Origin of the sequence: Biostraticola tofi (assembly GCF_004343195.1) — a bacterium.
Classification (GTDB): domain Bacteria; phylum Pseudomonadota; class Gammaproteobacteria; order Enterobacterales; family Enterobacteriaceae; genus Biostraticola; species Biostraticola tofi.
This window is the reverse complement of record NZ_SMCR01000003.1, coordinates 197128-221403: the sequence shown is the minus strand read 5'-3', so window position 1 is coordinate 221403 and position 24276 is coordinate 197128. Positions and strand designations below refer to the sequence as shown.

Below are 24276 nucleotides of genomic sequence, written 5' to 3'. Positions count from 1 at the left end.
ATGCGTACTCTTTACCCGTTTCTGGCGCTTTATCGCCGTCACAGCGGACGCATCGCCTTGGGGATCCTGCTGGCCATCCTGACCCTGCTCGCCAGCATCGGCTTGCTGACGCTATCCGGCTGGTTCCTGGCAGGCTCAGCGCTGGCCGGCGCCGCCGGACTGTTCGGTTTCAACTACATGCTGCCCGCCGCAGGCGTGCGCGGTGCGGCTATTACCCGCACCGCCGGGCGCTGGGCTGAACGCGTGGTAAGCCATGACGCCACCTTCCGGGTATTGCAGCACTTGCGCATCCATACCTTTACCCGGCTATTGCCGTTGACTCCCGGCATCATCGCCCGCTATCGCCAGGCAGAACTGCTTAATCGGCTGGTGGCCGATGTCGATACCCTGGACCACCTTTACCTGCGCGTGCTGTCACCGCTGCTCAGCGCTCTGGTAGTCATTGTGGTGACGGTATTCGGCCTAAGCTTTCTGGACAACGCCCTTGCCCTGACGCTTGGCGCGGCGATGCTGGCGGTACTGCTGCTGTTTCCGCCGCTGTTTTATCGCGCCGGCAGGCCATTGGGCCAGGATTTGACCCGTCTCAGGGGCCAATACCGCCAGCAGTTGTCGGGATGGCTGCAGGGCAATGCCGAGCTGACGGTTTATGGCGGACTGGCGCACTATCGCCGACAGCTCGACCAGACCGAAGCTGTGTGGCAATCGCGCCAGCAAGGGCAATCCAACCTGTCGGCGTTGGCTCAGGCGCTGCTGATGCTGGTCACCGGGCTGACGGTAACGCTGGTATTCTGGCTGGCGGCCGGGGAAATGGAAAACTATCCGGCACCCGGGGCAATGATTGCACTGTTCGTATTCGCCGCCCTGGCGGCGTTTGAAGCCCTGGGGCCGGTTGCAGGTGCTTTCCAGCATCTCGGCCAGGTAATGGCCTCTGCAGCGCGTCTGAGCGGCATCATTGACCAGCGGCCAACCGTGACCTTTCCTGCCGCCGGGCCTGAAACTGCCGATAGCGCCCAAGTGATGATTACCGATCTGGTGTTCAGCTATCCCGGTCAGGCAGCCGCCGCGGTCAATCAGCTGTCGCTGGCGGTGCCGGCGGGCCTTCATGTGGCGATTCTAGGCCATACCGGCAGCGGCAAGTCGACGCTGCTGCAGTTACTGACCCGAGCCTGGGATCCGCAGCAGGGCACCATCAGCTTGAACGATAAACCTATCAGCCACTGGAGCGAAGCGGCGCTCCGTTCGATGATAAGCGTGGTTCCCCAGCGGATTCACCTGTTCAGTGCCACATTGAGGGATAACCTTACCCTGGCCGCGCCCGGCGCCGATGATCACCAGTTGGTCGGGATGCTGCATAAAACCGGTCTGGAAAAACTGCTGGAGGGTGATGGACTGAATGCCTGGCTGGGCGAAGGCGGCAGGCAGCTTTCCGGCGGTGAGCAAAGGCGTATCGGCATCGCCCGGGCACTGTTGCATAACGGGCCGCTGATGCTGCTTGATGAACCTACCGAAGGATTGGATGCCGGCACCGAGCAACAGATTCTGCTGTTGCTGCGCCAGCATGGCGCGGGCAAAACGCTCATCAGCGTCACCCATCGTCTGCAGGGACTGGATTTGATGGACAGAATTTATGTCATGGATCAGGGGCAATTTATCGAACAAGGCACTCATCAGCAGTTGATTGCCGCCCGAGGTCGCTATTACCGCTATCATCGGCCATGGGTTGGTTAAGCGCCATGCAACTGCATCGATTGTCAGAGGATAGACCGCATTTCCCCCCACCGGAGAGGGCGCTGGACGAACCTAACGGCCTGTTGGCGTTTGGCGGCGATCTCAGTGAACAGCGTCTGCTGAACGCCTACCGGAACGGCATTTTCCCCTGGTATTCTGCGGGAGACCCCATTCTATGGTGGTCGCCTGACCCGCGCGCAGTGTTGTATGCCGGTGAATTCCATGTCAGCCGCAGCCTGGCGCGCTTTATACGACACAACCCTTATCGCGTCACAGTTAATCAACAGTTTGCCGAGGTTATCGCCGCCTGCGCTGAACGCGGACAGGAAGGAACCTGGATCGGGCCCGAGGTCCAGGCGGCATTTATCCGACTGCATCACCGGGGACGGGCGCATTCGATAGAGGCATGGCTGGGAGAAGAACTGGTGGGCGGCATGTATGGTATTTCCCAGGGCGCTATGTTTTGCGGCGAATCGATGTTCAGTCGCCGGGACAATGCGTCTAAAGTGGCATTGCTGACATTTTGCCGTTTCTTTATGCATCAGGGTGGAAAAATGATAGACTGTCAGGTATTGAATTCACATACGGCCTCCTTAGGCGCACGGGAAATCCCGCGACGCGACTATCTCGCCCTGCTGAGTCAATTACAACGGATTACGCTGGCAGCTGACTGCTGGCAATCGCAAACCCTCTCTGTCGACAATCTGAACAGCGATCACTGATCCCTGCGCAGAGTGCGGCTTTGTTCATCACTTCTTTACATAATGAGGGTTTTTCGGCATTATCTTGCCGGTTAAAAACTATGGTATTTAAACCTAGAGGATTCGATGGCCAAAGAAGACAATATTGAAATGCAAGGCACGGTACTGGATACACTGCCTAACACCATGTTCCGCGTAGAATTGGAAAACGGGCATGTGGTTACCGCTCACATCTCCGGTAAAATGCGTAAAAACTATATCCGCATCCTGACGGGCGACAAAGTCACTGTTGAGCTTACCCCGTACGACCTGAGCAAAGGCCGCATTGTCTTCCGTAGCCGCTGATACGCTTTTATTTCGCTGATGCCCTTCTCTGCGGACACCGTCGGCCGGTCATGACAGCTTTGCAAATGGCGACCTTCGGCCGACGCTTCTCGGGGAAAACCTGACCACAATCAGCGAAACCCTGTTGTGACATAATAAGTTCACTAATAAAAAAGGCGATGCAGAGCATCGCCTTTTATTTTTATTGTTTCATCCACGCCATCAATGCACGCCTTCCGCTTTACGCTTCTGGGCGCTGAGGAATTCGTACTTAAGCTGCTTTTTGTCTTTATCCAGCGCTACCGAAACCGAGCCGCCATCAACCAGGCTGCCGAACAGCAGTTCATTGGCCAACGGTTTTTTCAAGTTTTCCTGCATGACGCGCGCCATGGGACGGGCCCCCATTGAACGGTCATAGCCCTTGTCGGAAAGCCAGTTGCGCGCCTCGTCGCTGACTTCGAGGGATACACCTTTGGCGTCCAGCTGGGCCTGAAGTTCAACAATAAACTTGTCCACCACCTGCTGGATAATTTCCGGCGAAAGGTGGTTGAACCAGATGATGTTATCCAGACGGTTACGGAACTCTGGGGAGAACATTTTTTTGATCTCGCCCATCGCATCAGTGCTGTTGTCCTGTTGAATCAGGCCAATAGACTGGCGCTGTGTTTCCTGGACGCCGGCATTGGTGGTCATCACCAGAATCACATTGCGGAAATCCGCCTTGCGACCATTATTATCGGTCAGCGTACCGTTATCCATGACTTGCAGCAACAGGTTGAAGACATCCGGGTGAGCCTTTTCGATTTCATCCAGCAGCAGGACCGCGTGAGGATGCTTTAACACCGCATCAGTCAGCAGCCCCCCCTGATCGTAGCCGACATAGCCCGGAGGGGCACCGATCAGTCGGCTTACCGTATGGCGTTCCATATATTCGGACATATCGAATCTCAGCAGCTCGATATCCAGCGCCTTGGCCAGTTGGACCGTTACTTCGGTTTTGCCGACCCCGGTCGGTCCGGCGAACAGGAAAGAACCGACGGGCTTATGATCCTGACCAAGCCCGGCGCGGCTCATCTTGATAGCTTCAGTCAGGGCAAGGATGGCGTCATCCTGTCCGAACACCAGCATTTTCAGACGATCGCCAAGGCTCCTGAGCACATCCCGGTCGCTGGCAGACACGGTTTTCTCCGGGATGCGCGCAATACGGGCAACCACAGACTCGATATCGGCCACGTTGACGGTTTTCTTGCGCTTGCTTACCGGCAGCAGGCGGCTGCGTGCGCCGGCTTCATCAATAACATCAATCGCTTTGTCCGGTAGATGACGGTCATTAATGTATTTGACCGCCAATTCCACCGCCGCCCGTACTGCTTTGGCAGTGTAACGAACGTCATGATGGGCTTCGTATTTCGACTTCAGACCGGTAAGAATCTGCACAGTTTCTTCAACCGATGGTTCGGTGATATCGATTTTCTGGAAACGACGGGCCAGAGCGCGGTCTTTCTCGAAAATATTGCTGAATTCCTGATAGGTCGTGGAGCCCATCACCCTTATCTTGCCGCTGGACAGCAGCGGTTTGATCAGGTTGGCTGCATCGACCTGCCCACCGGAAGCCGCACCGGCACCGATGATGGTGTGAATTTCATCAATAAACAGGATGCTGTTCTGATCCTGCTCAAGCTGTTTTAGCAACGCCTTGAAGCGTTTTTCAAAATCACCGCGATATTTGGTCCCTGCCAGCAGCGAACCGATATCGAGGGAATAGATGGTGCACTCGGCAATCACCTCGGGAACTTCGCCCCGGACAATTCGCCAGGCCAGCCCTTCGGCAATGGCGGTTTTGCCGACGCCAGACTCGCCTACCAGCAGCGGGTTGTTTTTACGGCGGCGGCACAGCACCTGAATAGCGCGCTCAAGTTCGCGATCGCGGCCAATCAGCGGGTCGATACCGCCGACACGAGCAAGTTGGTTGAGATTTGTAGTGAAGTTTTCCATACGCTCCTCCCCGCCAGCCTGCTCTTCATTGACCGGTGCTTCGGGACCGGGCGCCTGGGTCTCATCTTTACGGGTGCCGTGGGAGATGAAGTTGACCACGTCCAGTCGGCTGACGTCATGCTTGCGCAGCAGATAGGCGGCCTGCGACTCCTGTTCACTGAAGATCGCCACTAGTACATTCGCGCCGTTCACTTCGCTGCGTCCGGATGACTGGACATGGAACACCGCGCGCTGCAGTACGCGCTGGAAACTCAGCGTAGGCTGAGTATCGCGCTCTTCCTCGCTAGCAGGCAGTGTGGGAGTCGTCTGCTTGATGAACGCTTCAAGTTCCTGGCGAAGGGCCGCCAGATCAACCGTGCAGGCTTCAAGGGCTTCACGTGCGGATGGATTGCTGAGTAATGCCAGCAAGAGATGTTCCACGGTCATAAACTCATGCCGGTGCTCACGCGCCCTGGCGAAAGCCATGTTTAAACTGAGTTCCAGTTCTTGATTGAGCATTGGCACCTCCCAAATTGATCGCCCGTTCAGGCTTTTTCCAGCGTACAAAGCAACGGATGCTCATTTTCCTTTGCGTATCGGTTGACATGAGCCACTTTCGTTTCGGCTACTTCGGCAGTATAGACGCCGCAGATAGCCTTACCTTTATAATGCACCGTGAGCATGAGTTGCGTTGCACGTTCCACATCATAAGAAAAGAACTTTTGTAATACGTCAATAACAAATTCCATCGGAGTGTAGTCATCATTGATTAGTATCACGTTATACATTGATGGGGGCTGCAGCGCCTCTTTCAACTTATCTTCGACCACGTGCTGCACTTCTGGCCTGTTACTGGTATTGCCCATCGCTAATCCGCTTCAATTCCGCCTTTTATCAAACACTGGGGCCCTGAAAAGATGCGTCTGGCCCCAGCACCGCTGATGTCTAATGAGTTTATCATCTGAACACGCATTGCGCTCCCTGCCACGATAAATCCTGTTCCGATCACAGGTGCAAGAGTAAATAACGCGCAATAAGCGTTACCTGGTTCAAACTTTGAAAAAGTCATTTGGCATCTCTTCGCCAACATCTTGACCTGCGACTTCTATCCTCTAGAGTGTAAATGCGTAAGCACTTGCGATATGATCAATAAGAGCTTACGACGTCAACAATCCTCATCACACAGTAGATTCGGTTGCGAGGGATGTATAAACATGGAGACGGGTAAAGTTAAATGGTTCAATAACGCCAAAGGTTTTGGGTTTATCTGCCCGGAGAACGGCGGCGAGGATATATTTGCGCATTACTCAACAATCCAGATGGACGGATACCGGACGTTAAAAGCAGGCCAGATGGTGAAATTCGAGGTCCATCAAGGACCCAAGGGTAATCACGCCAGTCTGATCCTGCCGGTTCAAGCCGAGGCTCTGGCCGGATAACGCGTCCCTAGGCTACGCTCACCGATACGACCATTAAATGCCAGTGCCTTACTGGCATTTTTTTGTCCGGGTCAGCGGATTTTTACCGCTTACCATCAAGGTATAACACTTTTCTTTTTTGACGCAAGTATAATTATTATGCCGATAACTGCCGATGGTCAGTGCCTGCACAGCTGATATTACTGCGGCGGTAACTGGCTTTCACGCCACGGCTAATAAGGGCGATAAATCAATCACACCATAAACGGCAAATAAACAAAAAGCCAACTTGATCGATAAAGGTTAGGACATTTATCTTTTGTTTAGGCTTAGTTTGTTGAAGTACTCCTTTCCCGATTTCAGAGCTCCGTGTTATGTCGCATATCATCTCCAGCCTGGTTCCTGCCCCGGCCATCAATGGCTGGCAATTGGCGCTGGCGCTGGCAAAGGGTAAATGTTCGCCCGGCATTGCCTGGCAAGGCAGACTTTACCGCTGGCGTTTTTTTATCCGCCATTTTCTCACCCTGCGCTATTCAGGGGCGTGGCTGGATCATCTGGCCAGACATCCGATGCTTCCCAGCATTCTGGCAGCCCAGCCAGGTCTGCCCTGTAAAATGCATCGCCCTTATCTTGCGGTCAGCATGGCCCGAGAAGATCAGTTAAGCGCCCTGGTTTATCACTACGATAATTTTATCAGAGGTCTGCCGCCTGCCGTGATCAATGCGCATCTGCATCACGCCGGCGCCAGGCTACTGGAACTGGAAGGCAAGAATAATAAGCGTTACGCTATAAACCTCATCTCAATGGATAAATTCAACCGGGAGGGTGAAGTCACTCTGCGGTTGATGAACGATGAAAATATCATGCTGGCGCAGATTACCTTCATCATGACTCCGCAGGCCGGCGGTACGCTGTTTATCGGCGGTCTTCAGGGCGCACCCAGTGGTGTTCCGCACGAGGCTATCCATGAAGCGACCAAAGCCTGCCATGGCCTGTTCCCGAAAAGACTGGTGGTCGAGGCACTTACCGAGCTTGGCCGGCATTTGGGGGTCAGGCAGATCCTGTGCGTCAGCAATCGCCATCATATGTATCGCTGCTGGCGCTACTTTTATAAAAAGAAGCACCTTTTTCACGCCGATTACGACGGCTTCTGGGCTTCGCTGAACGGCACCCTGCAGGATAGCGGCTATTATTCACTGCCGTTGTCAATCAGCCGAAAACCGATTGAATCGTTGGCCAGCAAGAAGCGCGCGGAATACCGTCGGCGCTATGGTTTGCTTGACGACCTCAGCCAGCAGTTAGCTCAGAGTCTGGCCTACCCGAACAGGTCCGTTTTGCGATAAAGTAATTCTTAATTTTAGAGCGACGCATAAATTTGCACATTTAGCCCTGCCGCTGCTTTACAGCGTCAGGGCTTTTGACTAGCGTGTACGCCTAAGATATCGACCGCAACAACTAATGGTTCTCTTTATATGTATTCCGGCCTGCTGATTATCCTTATCCCGTTATGTATTGGCTATGTCCTGCCGCGCCAGGGATTGCGCACCCTGAAGGTGGTAAATCGTCTGTTAAGCGCCATGGTATATGTCATCCTGTTCTTTATGGGTATAAGCCTGGCATTTCTTGACGATCTCTCCACTAATCTGATGCTAATAGCCGGTTACGTACTGGTGTTCAGCCTGTGTATTCTTTGCATGAATTACCTGGCTCTGTTGTGGCTGGATAAACGACTGCCCTGGCCGAGCTCAGGCCATGCCCAGCCTCCCACATCGCGCTGGCGCATGGCGCTGGACTCGTTCCGGCTCTGTATGGTGGTGGCGGTTGGATTCGGGCTGGGTCTGACCGGTTGGCACTGGCTCGGCGAAGCTTCCCGCGCCAGCGAAATTTGTCTTATCCTGCTGCTGTTGCTGGTCGGCATTCAGTTGCGAAACAGCGGCATGACACTGTGGCAGATTATCCTCAATCGACGCGGCGTGTTTATCGCCGCGGTGGTGGCGGTCAGTTCCCTGGCTGGCGGTGCGGCGGCGGCGCTGATACTGGGACTGCCGGTCAACACCGGCCTGGCCATGGCTTCGGCCTTTGGTTGGTATTCCCTGTCGGCGATACTGATGACCGACGCGTTTGGCCCGGTTATCGGCAGCACTGCTTTTTTTAACGATCTGCTGCGTGAACTGGCGGCGATCGTGCTCATCCCGGCACTGATGCGCAGGCAGCGCAGCACCGGCCTTGGGCTATGCGGCGCCACTTCCATGGATTTTACCCTGCCGGTACTGCAGCGCAGTGGCGGCATTGATGTGGTGCCTACCGCTATCGTTCACGGTTTTCTGCTCAGTCTGCTGGCGCCGATACTGATTGCGCTCTTTTCAGTCTGAAGCCACCGGCTTTCAGCCTGAAGCCACCAGCCGATTGACAGGGATTTTTCCCGGGCGTTGAGGTTTGGGTCTACGCTTTATCACTATGTTGTGTCGTCAAGATGCAAAGATGATATTGATAGCGAGGGACACTCTATGAAGCAAAGCGTTGCGGCCATGGTCGCCAAAACACTTGAACTGGCCGGAGTCAAACGCATCTGGGGCGTGACCGGTGATTCACTTAACGGCTTGAGCGACAGCCTCAATCGTATGGGCACCATCGAATGGATGGGTACCCGACATGAAGAAGTGGCCGCTTTTGCCGCGGGAGCCGAGGCCCATGTCACCGGCGAACTGGCGGTGTGTGCCGGGTCCTGCGGCCCCGGTAACCTGCATTTGATCAATGGCTTGTTTGACTGCCATCGCAGCGGTATGCCGGTGCTGGCAATCGCTGCCCATATTCCCTCAAGCGAAATCGGCAGCGGCTATTTTCAGGAAACCCATCCGGAAGAGCTGTTTCGCGAATGCAGTCACTACTGTGAACTGGTCTCCAATCCCGAACAATTGCAGCAGGTGTTGGGCATCGCCATGCGCAAAGCCATTTTAAACCGCGGGGTGTCAGTGGTCGTGTTGCCTGGCGATATCGCTCTCAAACCCGCGCCGGAGGATTTCAAACCGGTATGGTATACCCCTCACGCCCCGCTGGCGGTGCCGCCGATCGGTGAACTGGAAAAACTGGCCGACATCCTGAATCAGGCTAAAAATGTGACCCTGATGTGCGGCAGCGGCTGCGCCGGCGCTCATGATGAAGTGGTCCAGCTGGCCGGCATGCTTAAAGCGCCGGTAGTCCATGCGCTAAGGGGTAAAGAACATATTGAATGGGATAATCCGTTCGACGTCGGCATGACCGGTCTTATCGGTTTTTCGTCCGGCTATCATGCCATGATGAACGCCGATACCCTGGTGCTGCTGGGCACTCGCTTCCCGTATCGGGCATTTTATCCCGCGGATGCCAACATCATCCAGATTGATATTGATCCCGGCAGCCTGGGTGCCCATTGTGCGATAAACATGGCATTGATAGGCGATATCAAGTCCACGTTGGCAGTGCTGCTGCCGCGGCTGGTGGAAAAAACCGATCGCCGCTTTCTGGATAAGGCGTTGGAACACTACATTGACAGTCGCAAAGGGCTTGATGACCTGGCGACTGAAAGCGGCGATAAGCCTCTGCATCCCCAATATGTTGCCCAGCAGATAAGCCGCCTGGCGGATGCTGATGCCATTTTCACCTGCGATGTCGGTACCCCTACCGTCTGGGCAGCCCGTTATCTGGAGATGAATGGTCAGCGCCGCCTTATAGGCTCGTTTAACCATGGGTCAATGGCCAACGCCATGCCTCAGGCGCTGGGGGCGCAGGCTGCCTGGCCGGGCAGGCAAGTTGTCGCCTTATGCGGCGATGGCGGTTTTACCATGCTGATGGGTGATTTTTTATCTATGGCACAGATGAAATTGCCGGTCAAAATCATTATCTTTAACAATAGCGTATTGGGTTTTGTCGCCATGGAGATGAAATCAGGCGGTTATCTGACCGACGGTACCGACCTTAAAAACCCTGATTTTGCCGCCATTGCCGCCGCTGCGGGCATCAAGGGCATCCGGGTCGAGAAATCAGCTGAACTGGATGGCGCGCTGACCGCGGCCTTTGCTCATGACGGCCCGGTCCTGATAGATGTCATCACCGCCAAAGAAGAATTGGCGATGCCGCCACAAATCAAGTTGGAACAGGCCAAAGGTTTCAGCCTGTATATGCTGCGGGCTATTATCAATGGTCGTGGCGACGAAGTGATTGAATTAGCAAAAACCAACTGGCTGCGTTAAGGCCCGACATCGCCCCTCCCGTACAGGGAGGGAGTCCTGTCCCGCCCTGTCGTGCAGCAATGAACTTCAACGTATAGGGTTAATATGATCGATTTACGTAGTGATACCGTTACGCTACCGAGCGCTGATATGCGCCGTCTGATGGCCGAGGCGGAAGTGGGCGATGATGTCTACGGCGATGATCCAACGGTTGCCGCCCTGGAAGCGGACGGCGCCAGATTAAGCGCTAAAGAGGCATCGCTGTTTTTTCCCAGCGGCACCCAGGCCAACCTGGTTGCCCTGCTGACACATTGTCAGCGCGGCGAAGAGTATATCGTTGGCCAGAAAGCCCATAATTATCTGTTTGAAGCAGGCGGTGCAGCAGTACTTGGCAGTATCCAGCCACAGCCGCTGGACGCTGCAGCGGATGCGACCCTGCCGCTGGCAGAGGTGGAAGCCGCCATCAAACCTGATGACTTCCATTTTGCACGCACGCGGCTGTTGAGTCTTGAGAATACCCACAACGGTAAAGTCGTCCCTCAGGCCTATCTGCGCCAGGCCTGGGAGTTCACCCGGCAGAAAAAGCTGGGGTTGCATATAGATGGCGCACGGATTTTCAATGCGGTGGTAGCCCAGAATCTGGCCCTGAGCGATATCACTCGTTATTGCGATACGCTGACGATTTGTCTTTCCAAAGGATTGGGCGCGCCGGTCGGCTCCCTGCTGTGCGGCAGCGAAGCCTATATTCATCAGGCCAAGCGCTGGCGAAAAATGGTGGGGGGCGGCATGCGCCAAGCCGGTATCCTGGCGGCAGCGGGCCGTTATGCGCTGCAGCATAATGTCGACCGCCTGCGGGAGGACCATGATAATGCCCAATGGCTAGAGCAACAGCTCGCCGCCCTGGGGGTGGAGATCATCGCCCCGGGCGCGCAAACCAATATGCTGTTTATTCGCCAACCGGCTGAACTTGCCGCCAAGCTTGGGCCGTGGATGCTGCAGAACGGCATTCGCCTGTCATCCGGGCAGGTAACACGCCTGGTCACTCATCTCAATATCAGCAGTACCGACCTGGAAAAGGTAGTGGACTGCTGGAAAGCCTTTCTCGAGCATCATGAAGAACTAGCCAGCGCTCCGGTCACCGGCGTTTATTTCAAGTAAGCTGTCCAGGATAGCTTCGGTTTCCGCATCAGGCAGACCGCGGAAATCGCGCTGACGGAAATGCATTTGGAACGCCGAAATCGCCTTGCGCTGCAGCGCGGTCGGCATATCAGGTGTAACATCGTAGCCGTAGCGTGACAGTCGCTTGATTATGCCGTCCATTCCGACCGGCGCGTCAGCCGGACGGTTTTTCAGGTAATGCTCTACCCGCGCCTGCTGAGGCCACAGGCCAATACCTGCCTCAGCCAGTTGCCGCCAAGGAAACAGCGGCCCCGGATCCTGCTTGCGACGCCAGGCGATATCGCTGTGGCCGACCACATTGGCCGGCTCAATCCGGTATCGTTCGATAATCTGCCGACTGAGGTTGATGACCAGCTCGATCTGGCCGGGCGGCCAGCGTGACCAGACAATGCCTTTCGCGGTGCGGCGATAGCCGCCGTTCACCGCTTCGATACCGATAGACGTATCATTCAGGTGAGTGCGTCCACGCCAGTAACTTGCTCCGGCATGCCAGGCCCGCCGAGATTCATCCACCAATCTGATGACGGTGTCGTTGTTTTCAGCCGATGGCACCAGGTAATGGGCACTGACGACATTGTTGCTTAACGTTGCCAAAGAACTGTCAAAATCACCGGCGGTATAATGGATCACCAGGAACTGGATGCGCTCATCGGATCCGCCCGGTTTGTCGGCGTCACGAATGTTGACACCGCCGGACTGGCAGCCCGCCAACAGGGCAGTAAACAGCAAGGCAAGCCCTATCCCTCTCACATTCATATCGGTCAGTCCGTCCGGGGATGCTGAAGCCATTATCGGCAAAGGTATTGAACGTATCATCATTACGTCAGACAGTGCTTTTGGCGAATTGTGCCCCCAATGCACAAGCGCCTGATTTTTCAATTATACTCATGGCTGCACCTTTTAACCTCCTTCTGCTTAAACAAGGTATAACATGAACAAGAAGCTGTTTGTCCTGATTCCCTGTGCGCTGTTGCTGACCGCCTGCACCACAGTCGAGCCGGCATTTAAAGACATCGGTTCACGCAGTGGACCCTGCGTTGAAGGCGGTCCGGATGAAGTAGCCCAACGGTTCTACGATCTGCGTATCGAGCAGGGGGTGCAAACCAAACCCGACGCCGGCCAACTGACGGCATACCGTCCCTATCTCAGCGCCGCTCTGTGGCACGCCCTGACGGTAGAACATGATGCCCGTGAAAAACTGGCTCGATTGCCGGCGGCGGATATTTTCAGTAGCCTGTCTCAGGGAGCGGATACGGCATCAGTTCACAGTGCCTCGACCATTCCCAACACCGATGCCAAGAATATCCCGCTGCGCGTCAACTTTGCCCGCGACATGGCTAATGGCGATAAGGTCAAGTGGCAGGATGAAGTATTGATGGTAAGAGAAGGCACCTGCTGGGTCATCGACGATGTGCGTTACCTCGGCGCGTCATCTCATGCCTCTGCCGGCACGCTGCGTCAGGTGCTTGAAATACGCTAACCGGCCACTGCGGATGCCCGGTGCATCGCCGTTTGAGCGGCGCATCCGCGCTGACTGACCGCCTACCCGACGGCGGCCGGCCGGCGATATTACCGATACCGCAGCGTTGATTACGCGGTCATGCCGTTCCCTCCGTTCCCTGTGAAGTTACGCCGAATGTGTTACTATTAGGACACTAATTCAAAATAATCAGCGCTTATGATTGCATCGCTCTGGCGTGAGCGTTAACATCTGCGCCCCTAATGGCTATTCATTTTTATCGCATGAGTATTCAACTAAACCGCATTAACTGCTTTTACGGCGCTTATCAGGCGCTGTTTGATATCAACCTGACCTGTCCGGCGGGAGAAACACTGGTCCTGCTCGGGCCAAGTGGTGCCGGGAAAAGCTCGTTGCTGCGCGTGCTCAACCTGTTGGAAACTCCCGGCAGCGGTGAACTTGATATCGCCGGCAACCATTTTGACTTCAGCCGCACACCCGATCAGAAGGCTATCCGGGACCTGCGTCGTAACGTCGGCATGGTTTTCCAGCAATATAATCTCTGGCCACACCTGACGGTTCGTCAGAATTTGATTGAAGCCCCGTGCCGGGTACTCGGATTGTCCCGCGAAGCGGCGAATGCGCGCGCCGATAAACTGCTTGGGCGCCTGCGGCTGACCGACTTCAGCGATCGCTTTCCGCTACACCTCTCCGGCGGACAGCAGCAGCGAGTCGCTATTGCCCGCGCGTTGATGATGGAGCCGCAGGTGCTGCTGTTCGATGAACCCACCGCTGCACTCGACCCGGAGATTACCGCTCAGGTGGTCGGCATCATTCGTGAACTTTCTGAAACAGGCATTACCCAGGTGATCGTCACCCATGAAGTTGAAGTGGCCCGCAAAACAGCCAGTCGGGTGGTATATATGGAAAATGGCCATATTGTGGAGCAAGGCGATGCGTCGCACTTTGCAACGCCACATACTGAGGCTTTCGCTAGTTATTTGTCTCATTAATAATTCAGGAGTCTGAACATGAAAAAGATGATCATTGCTGCCCTGCTGACCAGCCTCAGTACCTCCGCCGCGTGGGCTGAAACCATCCGTTTTGCTACCGAAGCCTCCTATGCGCCTTTTGAATTCGTCGACGGCGACAATAAGATCCAGGGATTCGATATCGACCTGGCCAACGCCCTTTGCAAGGAAATCAAAGCAGACTGTACCTTTACTAACCAGTCCTTTGACAGCCTGATCCCCAGCCTGAAATTTCGCCGTTTCGACGCGATCATTTCCGGAATGGATATAACGCCAGAGCGCCAGAAACAAGTCGCCTTTACCACCCCTTATTATGAAAACTCTGCAGTCTTTGTTGCCGAAAAGGATAAGTTCAGCGATCTGGTTGCGCTCAAAGGCAAACGCGTAGGCATGCAGAACGGGTCAACCCATCAGAAATTCCTGATGGACAAGCATCCTGAAATTACGTCAGTCCCTTACGATAGCTATCAGAATGCTATTCTGGATTTGAAAAACGGCCGTCTGGACAGTGTGTTCGGTGATACCGCCGTAGTGAATGAATGGCTGACCAAAGATGCCACCCTCGGCGTGGTGGGGGATAAAATCACCGATAAAGGCTATTTCGGCACCGGACTGGGTATTGCGGTGCGCCAGAATAATGCCGAGCTGCTGCAGAAACTCAACGCTGCCCTGGAAAAAGTGAAGCAGGACGGCACCTACCAGACGCTGTATCAAAAATGGTTTAAGCAGTAAATCTATTACATGGAACTACTACACACTCTCGCCAGCGCCGCCGGGACAACCGTCGGCCTGGCGCTATGCGCGCTGGTTTTCGGCCTTATCCTGGCGATGTGCTTTGCCGGCTGGGAATCCTGCCGCTGGAAATGGCTGGCGCTGACCGGCACCGCGTTGGTTACGCTGCTGCGCGGCCTGCCGGAAATACTGGTGGTGCTGTCAGTTTATTTCGGCGCATCCCAGTTGCTGATGGTGCTGGCCGACGGTATCCCTGTCAATCTGTACTTCTTCAGTTTCACCTTCAGCCTGCCGATTGAAAACTTTGATGTCAGTCCGTTTCTCTGCGGCGTCATTGCGCTGTCGCTGCTCTATTCAGCCTATGCTTCGCAAACGCTGCGCGGGGCGCTGAAAGCCATTCCTTACGGTCAGTGGGAATCAGGTATGGCGCTGGGTCTCGGCAAGGGAGAAATATTCTTCCGCCTGGTAATGCCGCAAATGTGGCGACACGCTCTGCCGGGCCTGGGCAACCAGTGGCTGGTTTTGCTTAAGGATACTGCGCTGGTCTCGTTAATCAGCGTTAACGATTTGATGCTGCAGACCAAGAGCATCGTCAGCTTTACCCGCGAGCCTTTTACCTGGTATTTGATAGCGGCGGCCATTTATCTGGTCATCACGCTGCTAAGCCAGCTGGTGCTGCGTGCCTTTGAACGGCGTTCCACCCGCTTTGAAACGAGGGCGTCCTGAATGTTGGCCTATCTGCCTTCTCTGATAAAAGGCCTGCCCGTCAGCCTTTCACTGACCTTATGCGCCGTTTTGATTTCACTGCTGCTGTCGCTGATATTCACCATGATCATCAGTCTGAAAACACCGGTACTGGTTCAACTGATCAAGGTTTACATTACAGTATTTACCGGCACCCCGTTGCTGGTGCAGATTTTCCTTATCTATTACGGACCGGGACAGTTTACTGCCCTGCGCGACATCCCCTGGCTGTGGTCGATGCTTTCACAGCCATGGCTTTGCGCCATGGTGGCGTTGGCTCTTAACAGCGCCGCCTACAGCACCCAACTGTTCACCGGCGCCATGCGCGCCATACCCGCGGGTCAGTGGCAGTCTTGCCAGGCGCTGGGCATGTCGCGGCTGGACTCGCTGCGCCTGCTGATGCCCTATGCCATTAAACGTGCGCTGTCATCCTATTCCAATGAAGTGGTGCTGGTATTTAAAAGTACCTCTCTGGCCTACACCATTACCCTGCTGGATGTGATGGGGCACAGCCAGTTGATGTACGGTCGCACCTATGATGTGATGGTATTCGGCGCCGCCGGGCTGATTTATCTGTGCGTGAACGGAATCCTGACGCTGGCGATGCGTCGCGTCGAGCACCGAGCGCTGCGCTTTGAACGGCGCAACTGAGACGCTGCACCGGCGGCTAAAGGCTCAGGCTAAGTTCAATCCGGTGTATGCTCCAGCAGCACCAGGGTTTCATAATGAGCGGTATGGGGAAACAGGTCGAACAGCTGCGCTTTACGGATCCGATAAGCAGCGAGTGCCTGCAGATCTCTGGCAAGCGTAGTCGCCTGGCAGCTGGAATAAAGTATCCAACGCGGCGACATCCGGGATAGATAGTCGCACAGACTGTCGCCAATCCCCCGCCGTGGCGGGTTCACCAGCACCAGATCGGGCACTGACGCATTGGAAACCGCAAATCCGGTTGAATCCAGCGCCTGGAAGTCTATCTGTTCGAGCCCCATTTCATCAGCTGACAGCCTGGCGCTGGCGATCGCCTCAGGGCTTATTTCGATGCCGGTAAGCCGCACATCCGGCCCGGCGCAATGCAGTCCAAACCCGCCTACTCCGCAAAATAAATCCCACAGATGCCGCACTTTCAATTCGGCGACCCAGCTGGCCGCGGCGGCATAGAGCCGCGCAGCGACCGCCGGATTGGTCTGGAAAAAGCCACGCGGCCGGATATGCAGCGGCACGTGATTCAACCGCTCGAGCAGCGTCTGCTGTTTGGTCAGAATGATTTCGGTCTCACCCTCAAGAATAGCCATGTGAATCGGCTGCAGGTTGACCGAAATCACGCTAAGCAGCGGTAATTGCTGCTGCAGCCATGGCAGTTGGGCCTTGAGGGATGCCAGTTTGCTCTCGGATCTCAGCACAAAACGCAGCATCAGCGCCCCAGTATATTCACTGCCGGTCAACAGCAGGAATTTCAGCTCGCCGCGTTTGCGGGCAACGTTATAAGGCACCAACCCGGCACGCGCGACCAATTGCCGCAGGATGGCAAAAACAGCAGCAAAACTTGCCGGATAAAGCGGACAGTTGCTGAGGTCGGCCGGCGTCCCATCAGGCGAGACTATACCAAATATCGGGCGTTCGACACTGCCGCTCACCACCATCTTGGCTTTATTGCGGAAAGACTGCCTGGCGGAATGTACCGGTTCAAGCCACTGGTCTACCGGGGAAAAAGCCAGCAGGCCGGACAGATGGCGTTGCTTATCCAGCAATTGTTGCTCATAGGGGATGTCTAGCCATTGACAGGATCGGCAGCGGCCGGCGTTGAATAAATCACAGTGCATCAGTTAAGGATAGCTTTGCTCGGCATGAAGGAGGGACAGTATAGCACCGGGCCTGAGCCAGGGTCACCGGTGAATCTCAAAAAAACGTCGGCTGGATAAGGGTATGAACAGCAGACCCAAGATCACCACATCAGGTAGCTTATGCAAAAGCAGCTGATAGAAAATCTCAACGGTATTGTTACCCGCCAGCATATACATCTCTGGGTAGAATCCGCCCCAGCTGGCGACAAACAGGTAACCAGCGGAAGCTATCTGGCAACCCAGAAAGCACCAGCGCGACCAGTTAAACCCTTTCATCACGCCGAAGCCTGAACGCAGTTCAAAGTAAACCACTGACAGACTGGCCAGAAACAGGCAGGTCAGGTCCCATGAACGGCTGCTGGTATTGATGAAGTCACGCAGCCCGTCAGCGCCAAGGGTGGTGATAAGCAGTGTAATATCGATAAAACAGGTGGCAACGATGGCAATACCGCTGATAAGCACGGCAACCGGCGCATCTTTTCGTGGACGCGCCTTGTCCAGCGTCCTGGCCTGACGACCCGCCATCCCGGTGCCGACACCCCTGAAAATCTCCGACATTGCGCCTCTCTCCTGCCAAGGAGCCACCTAACGGCGGCCTAAGGCTAAAGATTAGCAGTCTTTATCAGATTCAGCCACGTGCAGCACGCTGTCGGTCGCGCAGTCGCTGTTTTTCTGCCCTCGCCATCAGCCACCAAGCGATAAGACCGATCAAACCGACCATGCCGAGTATGATAGTGGCCAAGGCATTGATTTCCGGATTAACGCCGAGTCTTACGCTTGAAAACACCAGCATCGGTAAGGTGGTCGACCCGGGTCCGGCGACAAAACTGGCGATGACCAGGTCATCCAGCGACAGGGTAAACGCCAGCAGCCAGCCGGAAATAATGGCCGGCGCGATCATCGGTAGGGTGATGATAAAGAACACCTTTACCGGCGTAGCGCCCAAATCCATCGCCGCTTCCTCAAGAGATTTATCCAGTTCGCGCAGCCGCGAGTTAACCACCACGGCGACATAGGCCGTGCAGAACGTCACATGGGCAAGCCAGATGGTAAACATGCCTCGTTCCGCAGGCCAGCCAATCGCATGTCCCAAGGCGACAAACAGCAGCAGCAGCGACAGGCCGGTGATCACATCAGGCATCACCAACGGCGCGGTCAGCATAAAGGCGAAACCATTGGCGCCACGAAACTTGCCGAAGCGCACCACCACTACCGCAGCAAGGGTACCGAGTATCACCGCCATGGTGGCGGTAGCCGCCGCCAGCGTCAGGCTGAGAGTGACTGCGCGGATCATGGTGTCGTCGTTGAACAAGACGCCATACCAGCGCGTGGACCAACCGGCCCAGACGGTCACCAATTTGGAGCTGTTAAAGGAATAAATCACCAGCATCAGCATTGGCGCGTATAAAAAGGTGAAGCCCAGGGCCAGAATAACCAGACGCCAGGGAGAGCGAACCACCGGCAGATTGTTCATGCATGACCTCCGATGGTTTTGTTCTGATGCTTGTGGAACCACATGATGGGGATAACCAACAGCAGCAGCATGATAATGGCCACCGCTGACGCTACTGGCCAGTCACGGTTGTTAAAGAACTCCTGCCACAGGATCCGCCCTATCATGATACTGTCCGGCCCACCGAGCAGCTCAGGGATAACATACTCGCCTACCGCAGGGATGAAAACCAGCATCGATCCGGCGATAATGCCGCCTTTGGTCAGCGGCACGATAACCTGGAAAAAGGTTTTGACCGGCTTGGCGCCCAGATCAAGCGAGGCTTCCACCAATGAGTAGTCCAGCCGGGTAAGCGCGGTATAAATCGGCAGGATCATGAACGGCAGATAGGCATAGACTACGCCGATATACACCGCCACGTTGGTGTGCAGGATAACCAGCGGTTGATCAATGACCCCGAGCCACATCAGGAAATTGTTCAGTACGCCATTATTCTTCAATATTCCCATCCAGGCATAGACGCGGATAAGAAAAGAGGTCCATGAGGGCAGGATAACCAGCAGCAGCAGGATATTGCGCGTTGAGGCCTTGCTGTGTGCCACCGCCCAGGCCATCGGATAACCGATAAGCAGGCAGAAAAAAGTCGAGACCGCCGCCACCTGCAGCGATTGCAGATAAGCCTGGACATAAAGAGGATCATCCAGCAACTGGGTAAAGTTGCCCAGATTCAGTGAAATAGTCAGTGTACCGTCCAGCCAACTGACCAGATCGGTATAGGGCGGTATCGCCCGGGCCATTTCAGCCAGGCTTATTTTAAATACAATCAGGAAGGGCAGCATAAACAGCAGCAACAACCACACATAAGGCAGGAATATAACGCCTTTGCGTCCATGGGCCATCTGCAGCCGGGTAAGCCAGCCCGGGATCTGTTTCACCGGCGCCGCAGCGGTTGGCGCTTTTACATCAGCAGGCAGAGACATCGGTTTTTCCCCTTGCATCAGACCGTCAACACCACGCAGCTGTCCGCATCCCAACAAAGACGCACTTCATCTCCCCAGGTCGGCGAGCCCTTGCGAAAACGATGGGCATTCTGCAATTGAGCACTTATCATTTGTCCACTGTGCAGACGCACGTGATAAATGGAAAGATCGCCCAGATAGGCAATATTGATAACCTCGCCGACGGCGAAGTTATAGCCATCCTCGGGAATGTCTTCGCACAGCATGATTTTTTCCGGCCGCAGGGCGACATGCACCGGCACGCCATCGACCACCGATACATCGGAATTCACCTGCAAAGGATGTCGCAGGCCGGGGCTCTGGATCACCAGCGTATCGTCATGGCGCTCCACCAGCAGCCCCTCGAACATATTGACCGAGCCGATAAACTCGGCGCTGAAGCGGCTGTTGGGATGCTCGTAAATCTCTTCAGGCTCGCCTATCTGAATGAATTTCCCCCGGTTCATAATGGCAATCCTGCCGGCCATGGTCATGGCCTCTTCCTGATCATGGGTCACCATGACGCAGGTTACGCCGACACGCTCCAGGATGTCGACCACTTCCAACTGCATCCGGTCGCGCAGTTTCTTATCCAGCGCGCCCATGGGTTCGTCCAACAGCAGCAGTTTCGGACGTTTGGCCAGGCTTCTGGCCAATGCCACGCGCTGACGCTGCCCGCCTGAAAGCTGGTGCGGCTTGCGGGCGGCATATTCCTGCATATGCACCATGGCCAGCATTTCCTCGACCCTTTGCTTTATCTCTGCCCGCGGCAGTTTGTCCTGCTTGAGACCAAAGGCGATATTCTGCTCAACGGTCATGTGGGGAAATAACGCATAAGATTGAAACATCATATTGATCGGACGCTGATAAGGCGGAGTATGCGACAGGTCCTGCCCATCCAGCACAATCTGTCCATGGGTCGGTGGTTCAAACCCCGCCAGCATTCTCAACAGGGTAGATTTTCCGCAACCGGAAGCGCCCAACAGCGCAAACATTTCACCTTTATAGATAGTCAGGCTGACATCATCGACCGCTGACTGGCCATCAAAAGTTTTGGTCAGGTTGCGAATTTCCAGTAATGGCGTGACCATTTTCTGGCTTTTGGCTGGGGGGCGGGAAATTGCATCGTTCACTGACATCACTCTCCGGAACGTTAATCAGTTACCCGCAAACCGGGTTAATCTGCAGTTGGAAAAAGCATAACAGGCGGTTGTCAGCCGCCTGTGGGTAGATTGTGGCGTCGCCGTTTGCTATTACTTACCGCTTTTAACCTTCGTCCAGGAGCGGGTAATCACCCGGTCAATTTTAGGCGGCTGCACTTTGAGGGTGAACAGTTTGGCGCGCACATCGGCAGGAGGATAAATACCTGGATTGTTACGCACTTCTTCGCTGACCAGAGGCGTAGCGGCTTTATTGCCGTTAGCGTAATAAATCAGGTCGCTGGCCTGCGCAATCACCTTGGGTTCCATCAGATAGTTGATGAACTGATAGGCTTCTTCGGTATTTTTGGCATCGGCAGGAATGGCCAGCACATCAAAAAAGGCCAGTGCGCCCTCTTTGGGAATAGAGTAGGCAATGTTGACGCCGTTTTTAGCTTCTTTGGCGCGATTGGCCGCCTGCATGATATCGCCGGCCCAGCCGATCGCGACGCAGGTATCCCCATTAGCCAGATCATTGATGTACTGGGACGAATGGAAATAACGGATACTTGGCCGCAGCTTAAGCAGTAAATCATTGGCGGCGCCGCTGTAGTCTTCGGCGTTACTGCTATTGGGATCTTTACCCAGATAATTCAGCACCGTAGCGTAAATCTCGGTAGGTGCATCGAGGAAAGAGACGCCGCAGCTTTTCAGCTTTTCGAGGTTTTCCGGCTTCAGCACCAAATCCCAGCTATTGACCGGGGCATCGGTGCCTAACGCAGCTTTGACTTTCTCCACGTTGTAGCCGATGCCGGTGGTGGCCCACATATAAGGAATAGCATATTTGTTATCAGGATCATGCTGGCTGATAAGCTTGAGCAATTCCGGATCGAGATTTTTATAGTTAGGCAATTTGGCTTTATCCAGCGGCTGGAAGACACCGGCGCTTAATTGGCGCTCCAGGAAACTGGCAGAAGGGACCACAATATCGAAACCGGTACTGCCGGCCATCAGTTTCCCTTCCAGCACTTCGTTGGAATCGAAAACGTCATAGACCACTTTAATACCGGTCTGCTTTTCAAAATCAGGAACGGTATTAGGTGCAATATAATCTGACCAGTTATACACATGCAGTGTCTTATCTGCCGCCAAAGCGTTGACGGACGCGGCCATCAATAAGCCACTGACAACAGCCGAAAGCCATTTTTTACGTTGGGTGAACATCCGTTCATTCCTCCAGAACACGGTTATCAATTAGCGGTAATTGTGTATCCTCAACCGATACACGACGCTTTAACAAGCGCAGCAGCCGATGGCGGCACCCTGAAATATTATTCACTGGGTTCAGCTTGAAAATGGGGTCGATTGACGACGTTCATTTCCCGTGCTCTGTGCAGAAACAGAAGCATAACCGCAGCCGGCTGGCGACGCCAGCGGCAAGCGTCAAAACGGTCTTAATTGACTAATAATTCATTTATAGCGGAATAATTCCGGCAACGGGAGCGATAGGAGCGGAGGATATAGGGTGAGTTTGGCCATAAGACAGCATATGACGCGGCAATGCCTCACGCCGGACATTCAACCAGATTTGAAACCGCCGGTAAGCCGTTAATGGATGACCGGGACCGACATTTTAGCGGTGGTCGGCTCTTCTTCATCCCCGAGGAATAACAAATCATTGGCCCGGGCCTCGACAATCAGCATTGAAATCTGCTCTTCTGCCTGCGTCATAAAATGGCGGAACTGGCTGAAAGTCACGCCGACTTCAATGCTTAATGCCTGACAGGCAACCAGTTTTGGCAGGTTATCATCCTGGATATCGATGAATGCCTTGACAGTCAGCGAACTGGCATTGATCTGACTCAAGTCGCCCACCAGGCCGATAAGCGCGGTAGGCCGCACTTCAGCCAATGCCGAAAACAGGATGACATTATCGATCAAATCAATTTTGGCATCGAAAATGCCGTCGAAATTCTGCATATGCGGCAGATGCAATGCCTGACAGGAATCGCACTCGAAAAACGACAGACTCAACTTTTCCAGCCAACGCCGGAGGATATCCAGATCCGGGACTACCAGTGAATCCATAACCACCAACCTTTAAGTAATAATCCAGCAAACGGGCCATAGCTTACGGAATATTAAAAGCCAGCGCTACGTCCAAAAATGGCAAAATTCGACCGAAAGCGTGATTATCTCGCTGCCTTTCTGACTTCGGTCGCCTAAGCGGGCGATGTCCTGATGACATCATATTGATTTTTAACCGAAGCTGGGCATCTGCTATCCGCTAAAAAGGTTTTAGCCGCTGGTCCAGAGGATAATCCGAAAATGGATTGATAGGGCATGAAGATGCTTGTCGGCCGCTGGCGAGCCAGGCACGGACTGGCAACCGAGACAGGGACTGCAGGCCAGGTCCTCAGCGCCTCACCGGCGCTACCTGGCTGGCTCACTATGCCGTTGCGGGACTGTTGACGGATTGCTGCTGTTCGATATAAGCAATCATCATGCCGGCAATATCAATCCCGGTGGTGGTTTCAATACCCTCTAGTCCAGGTGATGCATTGACCTCCATCACCAACGGCCCCCGTTCGGCGCGCAAAATATCTACCCCCGCCACCTGCAGGCCCAGAGTTTTTGCTGCCCTGATGGCCACATCGCGCTCTTTGACTGTGATGGCTACGTGACGCGCGGTACCGCCTCGGTGAAGATTGGAGCGAAAATCGCCTTCTTTGGCCTGACGCTCAATGGTCGCCACTACCCGGTCGCCGATAACCAGACAACGTATGTCTTTGCCCCTGGCTTCGCGAATGTATTCCTGGACCAGGAACTGGGCCTTGAGGCCCCGGAATGCATCAATGACGCTCTCGGCCGCCTGGCGGGTTTCCGCCAGCACCACCCCAATGCCCTGGGTGCCTTCTACCAGCTTGACCACCAGAGGCGCTCCACCGACCATATCAATCAAATCGCGGGTATCATCCGGTGAATCAGCAAACCCGGTCACCGGCAGACCGATCCCCTGGCGTGCCATTAACTGGAGGGAATGCAGTTTGTCGCGGGCACGGGCAATCGCGGCGGAATCGTTCAGAACAAAACTGCCCTGAATTTCAAATTGCCTCAGCACGGCGGTACCAAAAAAAGTGATGGCTGAACCAATACGTGGAATGACGGCATCATAATGGGCTAACTGCTGACCACGATAATGGATAGAAGGTGCGTCGCAGTTGACATTCATATAGCAGGAAAGCGGATCAATAATATCCACCCTATGATGACGAAGCTCTGCGGCTTCGCGCAATTTGCGGCAGGAATACAGCGAACCGTCACGGGATAACAGGGCAATTTTCACG

At 54.7% G+C, this 24276-nt stretch carries 24 protein-coding genes; 13 read left to right on the top strand and 11 right to left on the bottom strand.

The features are described 5' to 3' along the window. The 3 genes from cydC to infA all read left to right on the top strand — a co-directional run bounded on the left by cydC (window position 1) and on the right by infA (window position 2774). Window positions 1–1728, top strand: a complete 1728-nt coding sequence (cydC, locus tag EDC52_RS08415; RefSeq protein ID WP_131864887.1) for a heme ABC transporter ATP-binding protein/permease CydC — start codon at window positions 1–3, stop codon at window positions 1726–1728. Between the two features lie 5 nt (window positions 1729–1733). Next, complete coding sequence (gene aat / locus EDC52_RS08410; RefSeq protein ID WP_131864886.1) at window positions 1734–2450, top strand: leucyl/phenylalanyl-tRNA--protein transferase; 717 nt, start codon at window positions 1734–1736, stop codon at window positions 2448–2450. Between the two features lie 105 nt (window positions 2451–2555). Next, the gene (infA, locus tag EDC52_RS08405) at window positions 2556–2774 is read left to right on the top strand and encodes a translation initiation factor IF-1 (protein WP_002211347.1); all 219 of its coding nucleotides are present in this window, start codon (window positions 2556–2558) and stop codon (window positions 2772–2774) included. Window positions 2775–2975: 201 nt separating this feature from the next. On the opposite strand, the gene clpA is transcribed toward infA, so the two are convergent. Both clpA and clpS read right to left on the bottom strand, forming a co-directional pair. Beyond that, window positions 2976–5246 (bottom strand): ATP-dependent Clp protease ATP-binding subunit ClpA, encoded by a 2271-nt coding sequence (gene clpA / locus EDC52_RS08400; RefSeq protein WP_131864885.1) that lies wholly within the window; start codon window positions 5244–5246, stop codon window positions 2976–2978. Between the two features lie 26 nt (window positions 5247–5272). After that, on the bottom strand, window positions 5273–5593 hold the full coding sequence (clpS, locus tag EDC52_RS08395; RefSeq protein WP_131864884.1) for an ATP-dependent Clp protease adapter ClpS: 321 nt from the start codon (window positions 5591–5593) through the stop codon (window positions 5273–5275). A 348-nt stretch (window positions 5594–5941) separates the two neighbouring features. Between clpS and cspD the strand changes: the two genes are divergently transcribed. From cspD to ltaE, 5 genes are all read left to right on the top strand, one after another. Beyond that, the gene (gene cspD, locus EDC52_RS08390; RefSeq protein ID WP_131864883.1) at window positions 5942–6166 is read left to right on the top strand and encodes a cold shock-like protein CspD; all 225 of its coding nucleotides are present in this window, start codon (window positions 5942–5944) and stop codon (window positions 6164–6166) included. A 353-nt stretch (window positions 6167–6519) separates the two neighbouring features. Next, on the top strand, window positions 6520–7488 hold the full coding sequence (locus EDC52_RS08385; RefSeq protein ID WP_131864882.1) for a VirK/YbjX family protein: 969 nt from the start codon (window positions 6520–6522) through the stop codon (window positions 7486–7488). Window positions 7489–7617: 129 nt separating this feature from the next. Then, entirely contained in the window at window positions 7618–8517 is a 900-nt protein-coding gene (locus tag EDC52_RS08380) for a lysine exporter LysO family protein (protein WP_131864881.1), read from the top strand. Window positions 8518–8652: 135 nt separating this feature from the next. Continuing rightward, window positions 8653–10374, top strand: a complete 1722-nt coding sequence (poxB, locus tag EDC52_RS08375; RefSeq protein WP_131864880.1) for a ubiquinone-dependent pyruvate dehydrogenase — start codon at window positions 8653–8655, stop codon at window positions 10372–10374. 84 nt (window positions 10375–10458) lie between these two features. After that, window positions 10459–11511: a low-specificity L-threonine aldolase gene (gene ltaE, locus EDC52_RS08370; protein ID WP_131864879.1), complete on the top strand. Its 1053-nt coding sequence runs from the start codon at window positions 10459–10461 to the stop codon at window positions 11509–11511. Here the strand turns inward: ltaE and EDC52_RS08365 are convergent. Continuing rightward, a complete protein-coding gene (locus tag EDC52_RS08365) occupies window positions 11473–12288 on the bottom strand; it encodes an N-acetylmuramoyl-L-alanine amidase (RefSeq protein ID WP_131865145.1) in 816 nt (271 codons plus the stop codon). The two genes, ltaE and EDC52_RS08365, sit on opposite strands and share 39 nt — an antisense overlap. 175 nt (window positions 12289–12463) lie before the next feature. Here EDC52_RS08365 and EDC52_RS08360 point away from each other — a divergent pair, with 175 nt between their 5' ends. The 5 genes from EDC52_RS08360 (at window position 12464) to artM (ending at window position 16149) form a co-directional block, all read left to right on the top strand. Further along, window positions 12464–13012, top strand: coding sequence for a lipoprotein (locus EDC52_RS08360; RefSeq protein ID WP_131864878.1), 549 nt, complete (start codon window positions 12464–12466; stop codon window positions 13010–13012). Window positions 13013–13275: 263 nt separating this feature from the next. Next, entirely contained in the window at window positions 13276–14004 is a 729-nt protein-coding gene (artP, locus tag EDC52_RS08355; RefSeq protein WP_131864877.1) for an arginine ABC transporter ATP-binding protein ArtP, read from the top strand. Between the two features lie 18 nt (window positions 14005–14022). Next, window positions 14023–14754, top strand: a complete 732-nt coding sequence (gene artJ / locus EDC52_RS08350; RefSeq protein ID WP_131864876.1) for an arginine ABC transporter substrate-binding protein — start codon at window positions 14023–14025, stop codon at window positions 14752–14754. A 9-nt stretch (window positions 14755–14763) separates the two neighbouring features. Then, entirely contained in the window at window positions 14764–15480 is a 717-nt protein-coding gene (gene artQ / locus EDC52_RS08345) for an arginine ABC transporter permease ArtQ (RefSeq protein WP_131864875.1), read from the top strand. After that, window positions 15481–16149, top strand: coding sequence for an arginine ABC transporter permease ArtM (gene artM / locus EDC52_RS08340; RefSeq protein WP_131864874.1), 669 nt, complete (start codon window positions 15481–15483; stop codon window positions 16147–16149). 35 nt (window positions 16150–16184) lie between these two features. Here the strand turns inward: artM and rlmC are convergent, their stop codons facing one another. The 8 genes from rlmC to rimK all read right to left on the bottom strand — a co-directional run bounded on the left by rlmC (window position 16185) and on the right by rimK (window position 24275). Beyond that, complete coding sequence (rlmC, locus tag EDC52_RS08335; RefSeq protein ID WP_131864873.1) at window positions 16185–17318, bottom strand: 23S rRNA (uracil(747)-C(5))-methyltransferase RlmC; 1134 nt, start codon at window positions 17316–17318, stop codon at window positions 16185–16187. 63 nt (window positions 17319–17381) lie between these two features. After that, entirely contained in the window at window positions 17382–17897 is a 516-nt protein-coding gene (locus EDC52_RS08330; RefSeq protein ID WP_131864872.1) for a YbjO family protein, read from the bottom strand. A gap of 70 nt (window positions 17898–17967) precedes the next feature. Beyond that, complete coding sequence (gene potI, locus EDC52_RS08325) at window positions 17968–18813, bottom strand: putrescine ABC transporter permease PotI (protein ID WP_131864871.1); 846 nt, start codon at window positions 18811–18813, stop codon at window positions 17968–17970. Continuing rightward, window positions 18810–19772, bottom strand: a complete 963-nt coding sequence (gene potH, locus EDC52_RS08320; protein WP_268990345.1) for a putrescine ABC transporter permease PotH — start codon at window positions 19770–19772, stop codon at window positions 18810–18812. The genes potI and potH overlap by 4 nt, the downstream gene beginning before the upstream one ends. 17 nt (window positions 19773–19789) lie before the next feature. Further along, on the bottom strand, window positions 19790–20923 hold the full coding sequence (gene potG / locus EDC52_RS08315; protein WP_131864870.1) for a putrescine ABC transporter ATP-binding subunit PotG: 1134 nt from the start codon (window positions 20921–20923) through the stop codon (window positions 19790–19792). Window positions 20924–21043: 120 nt separating this feature from the next. Continuing rightward, entirely contained in the window at window positions 21044–22153 is a 1110-nt protein-coding gene (potF, locus tag EDC52_RS08310) for a spermidine/putrescine ABC transporter substrate-binding protein PotF (protein ID WP_131864869.1), read from the bottom strand. Window positions 22154–22537: 384 nt separating this feature from the next. Further along, window positions 22538–23017, bottom strand: coding sequence for a type III secretion system chaperone family protein (locus EDC52_RS08305; RefSeq protein WP_131864868.1), 480 nt, complete (start codon window positions 23015–23017; stop codon window positions 22538–22540). 361 nt (window positions 23018–23378) lie between these two features. Beyond that, window positions 23379–24275: a 30S ribosomal protein S6--L-glutamate ligase gene (gene rimK / locus EDC52_RS08300; protein ID WP_131864867.1), complete on the bottom strand. Its 897-nt coding sequence runs from the start codon at window positions 24273–24275 to the stop codon at window positions 23379–23381. Window position 24276 lies beyond the last annotated feature (1 nt).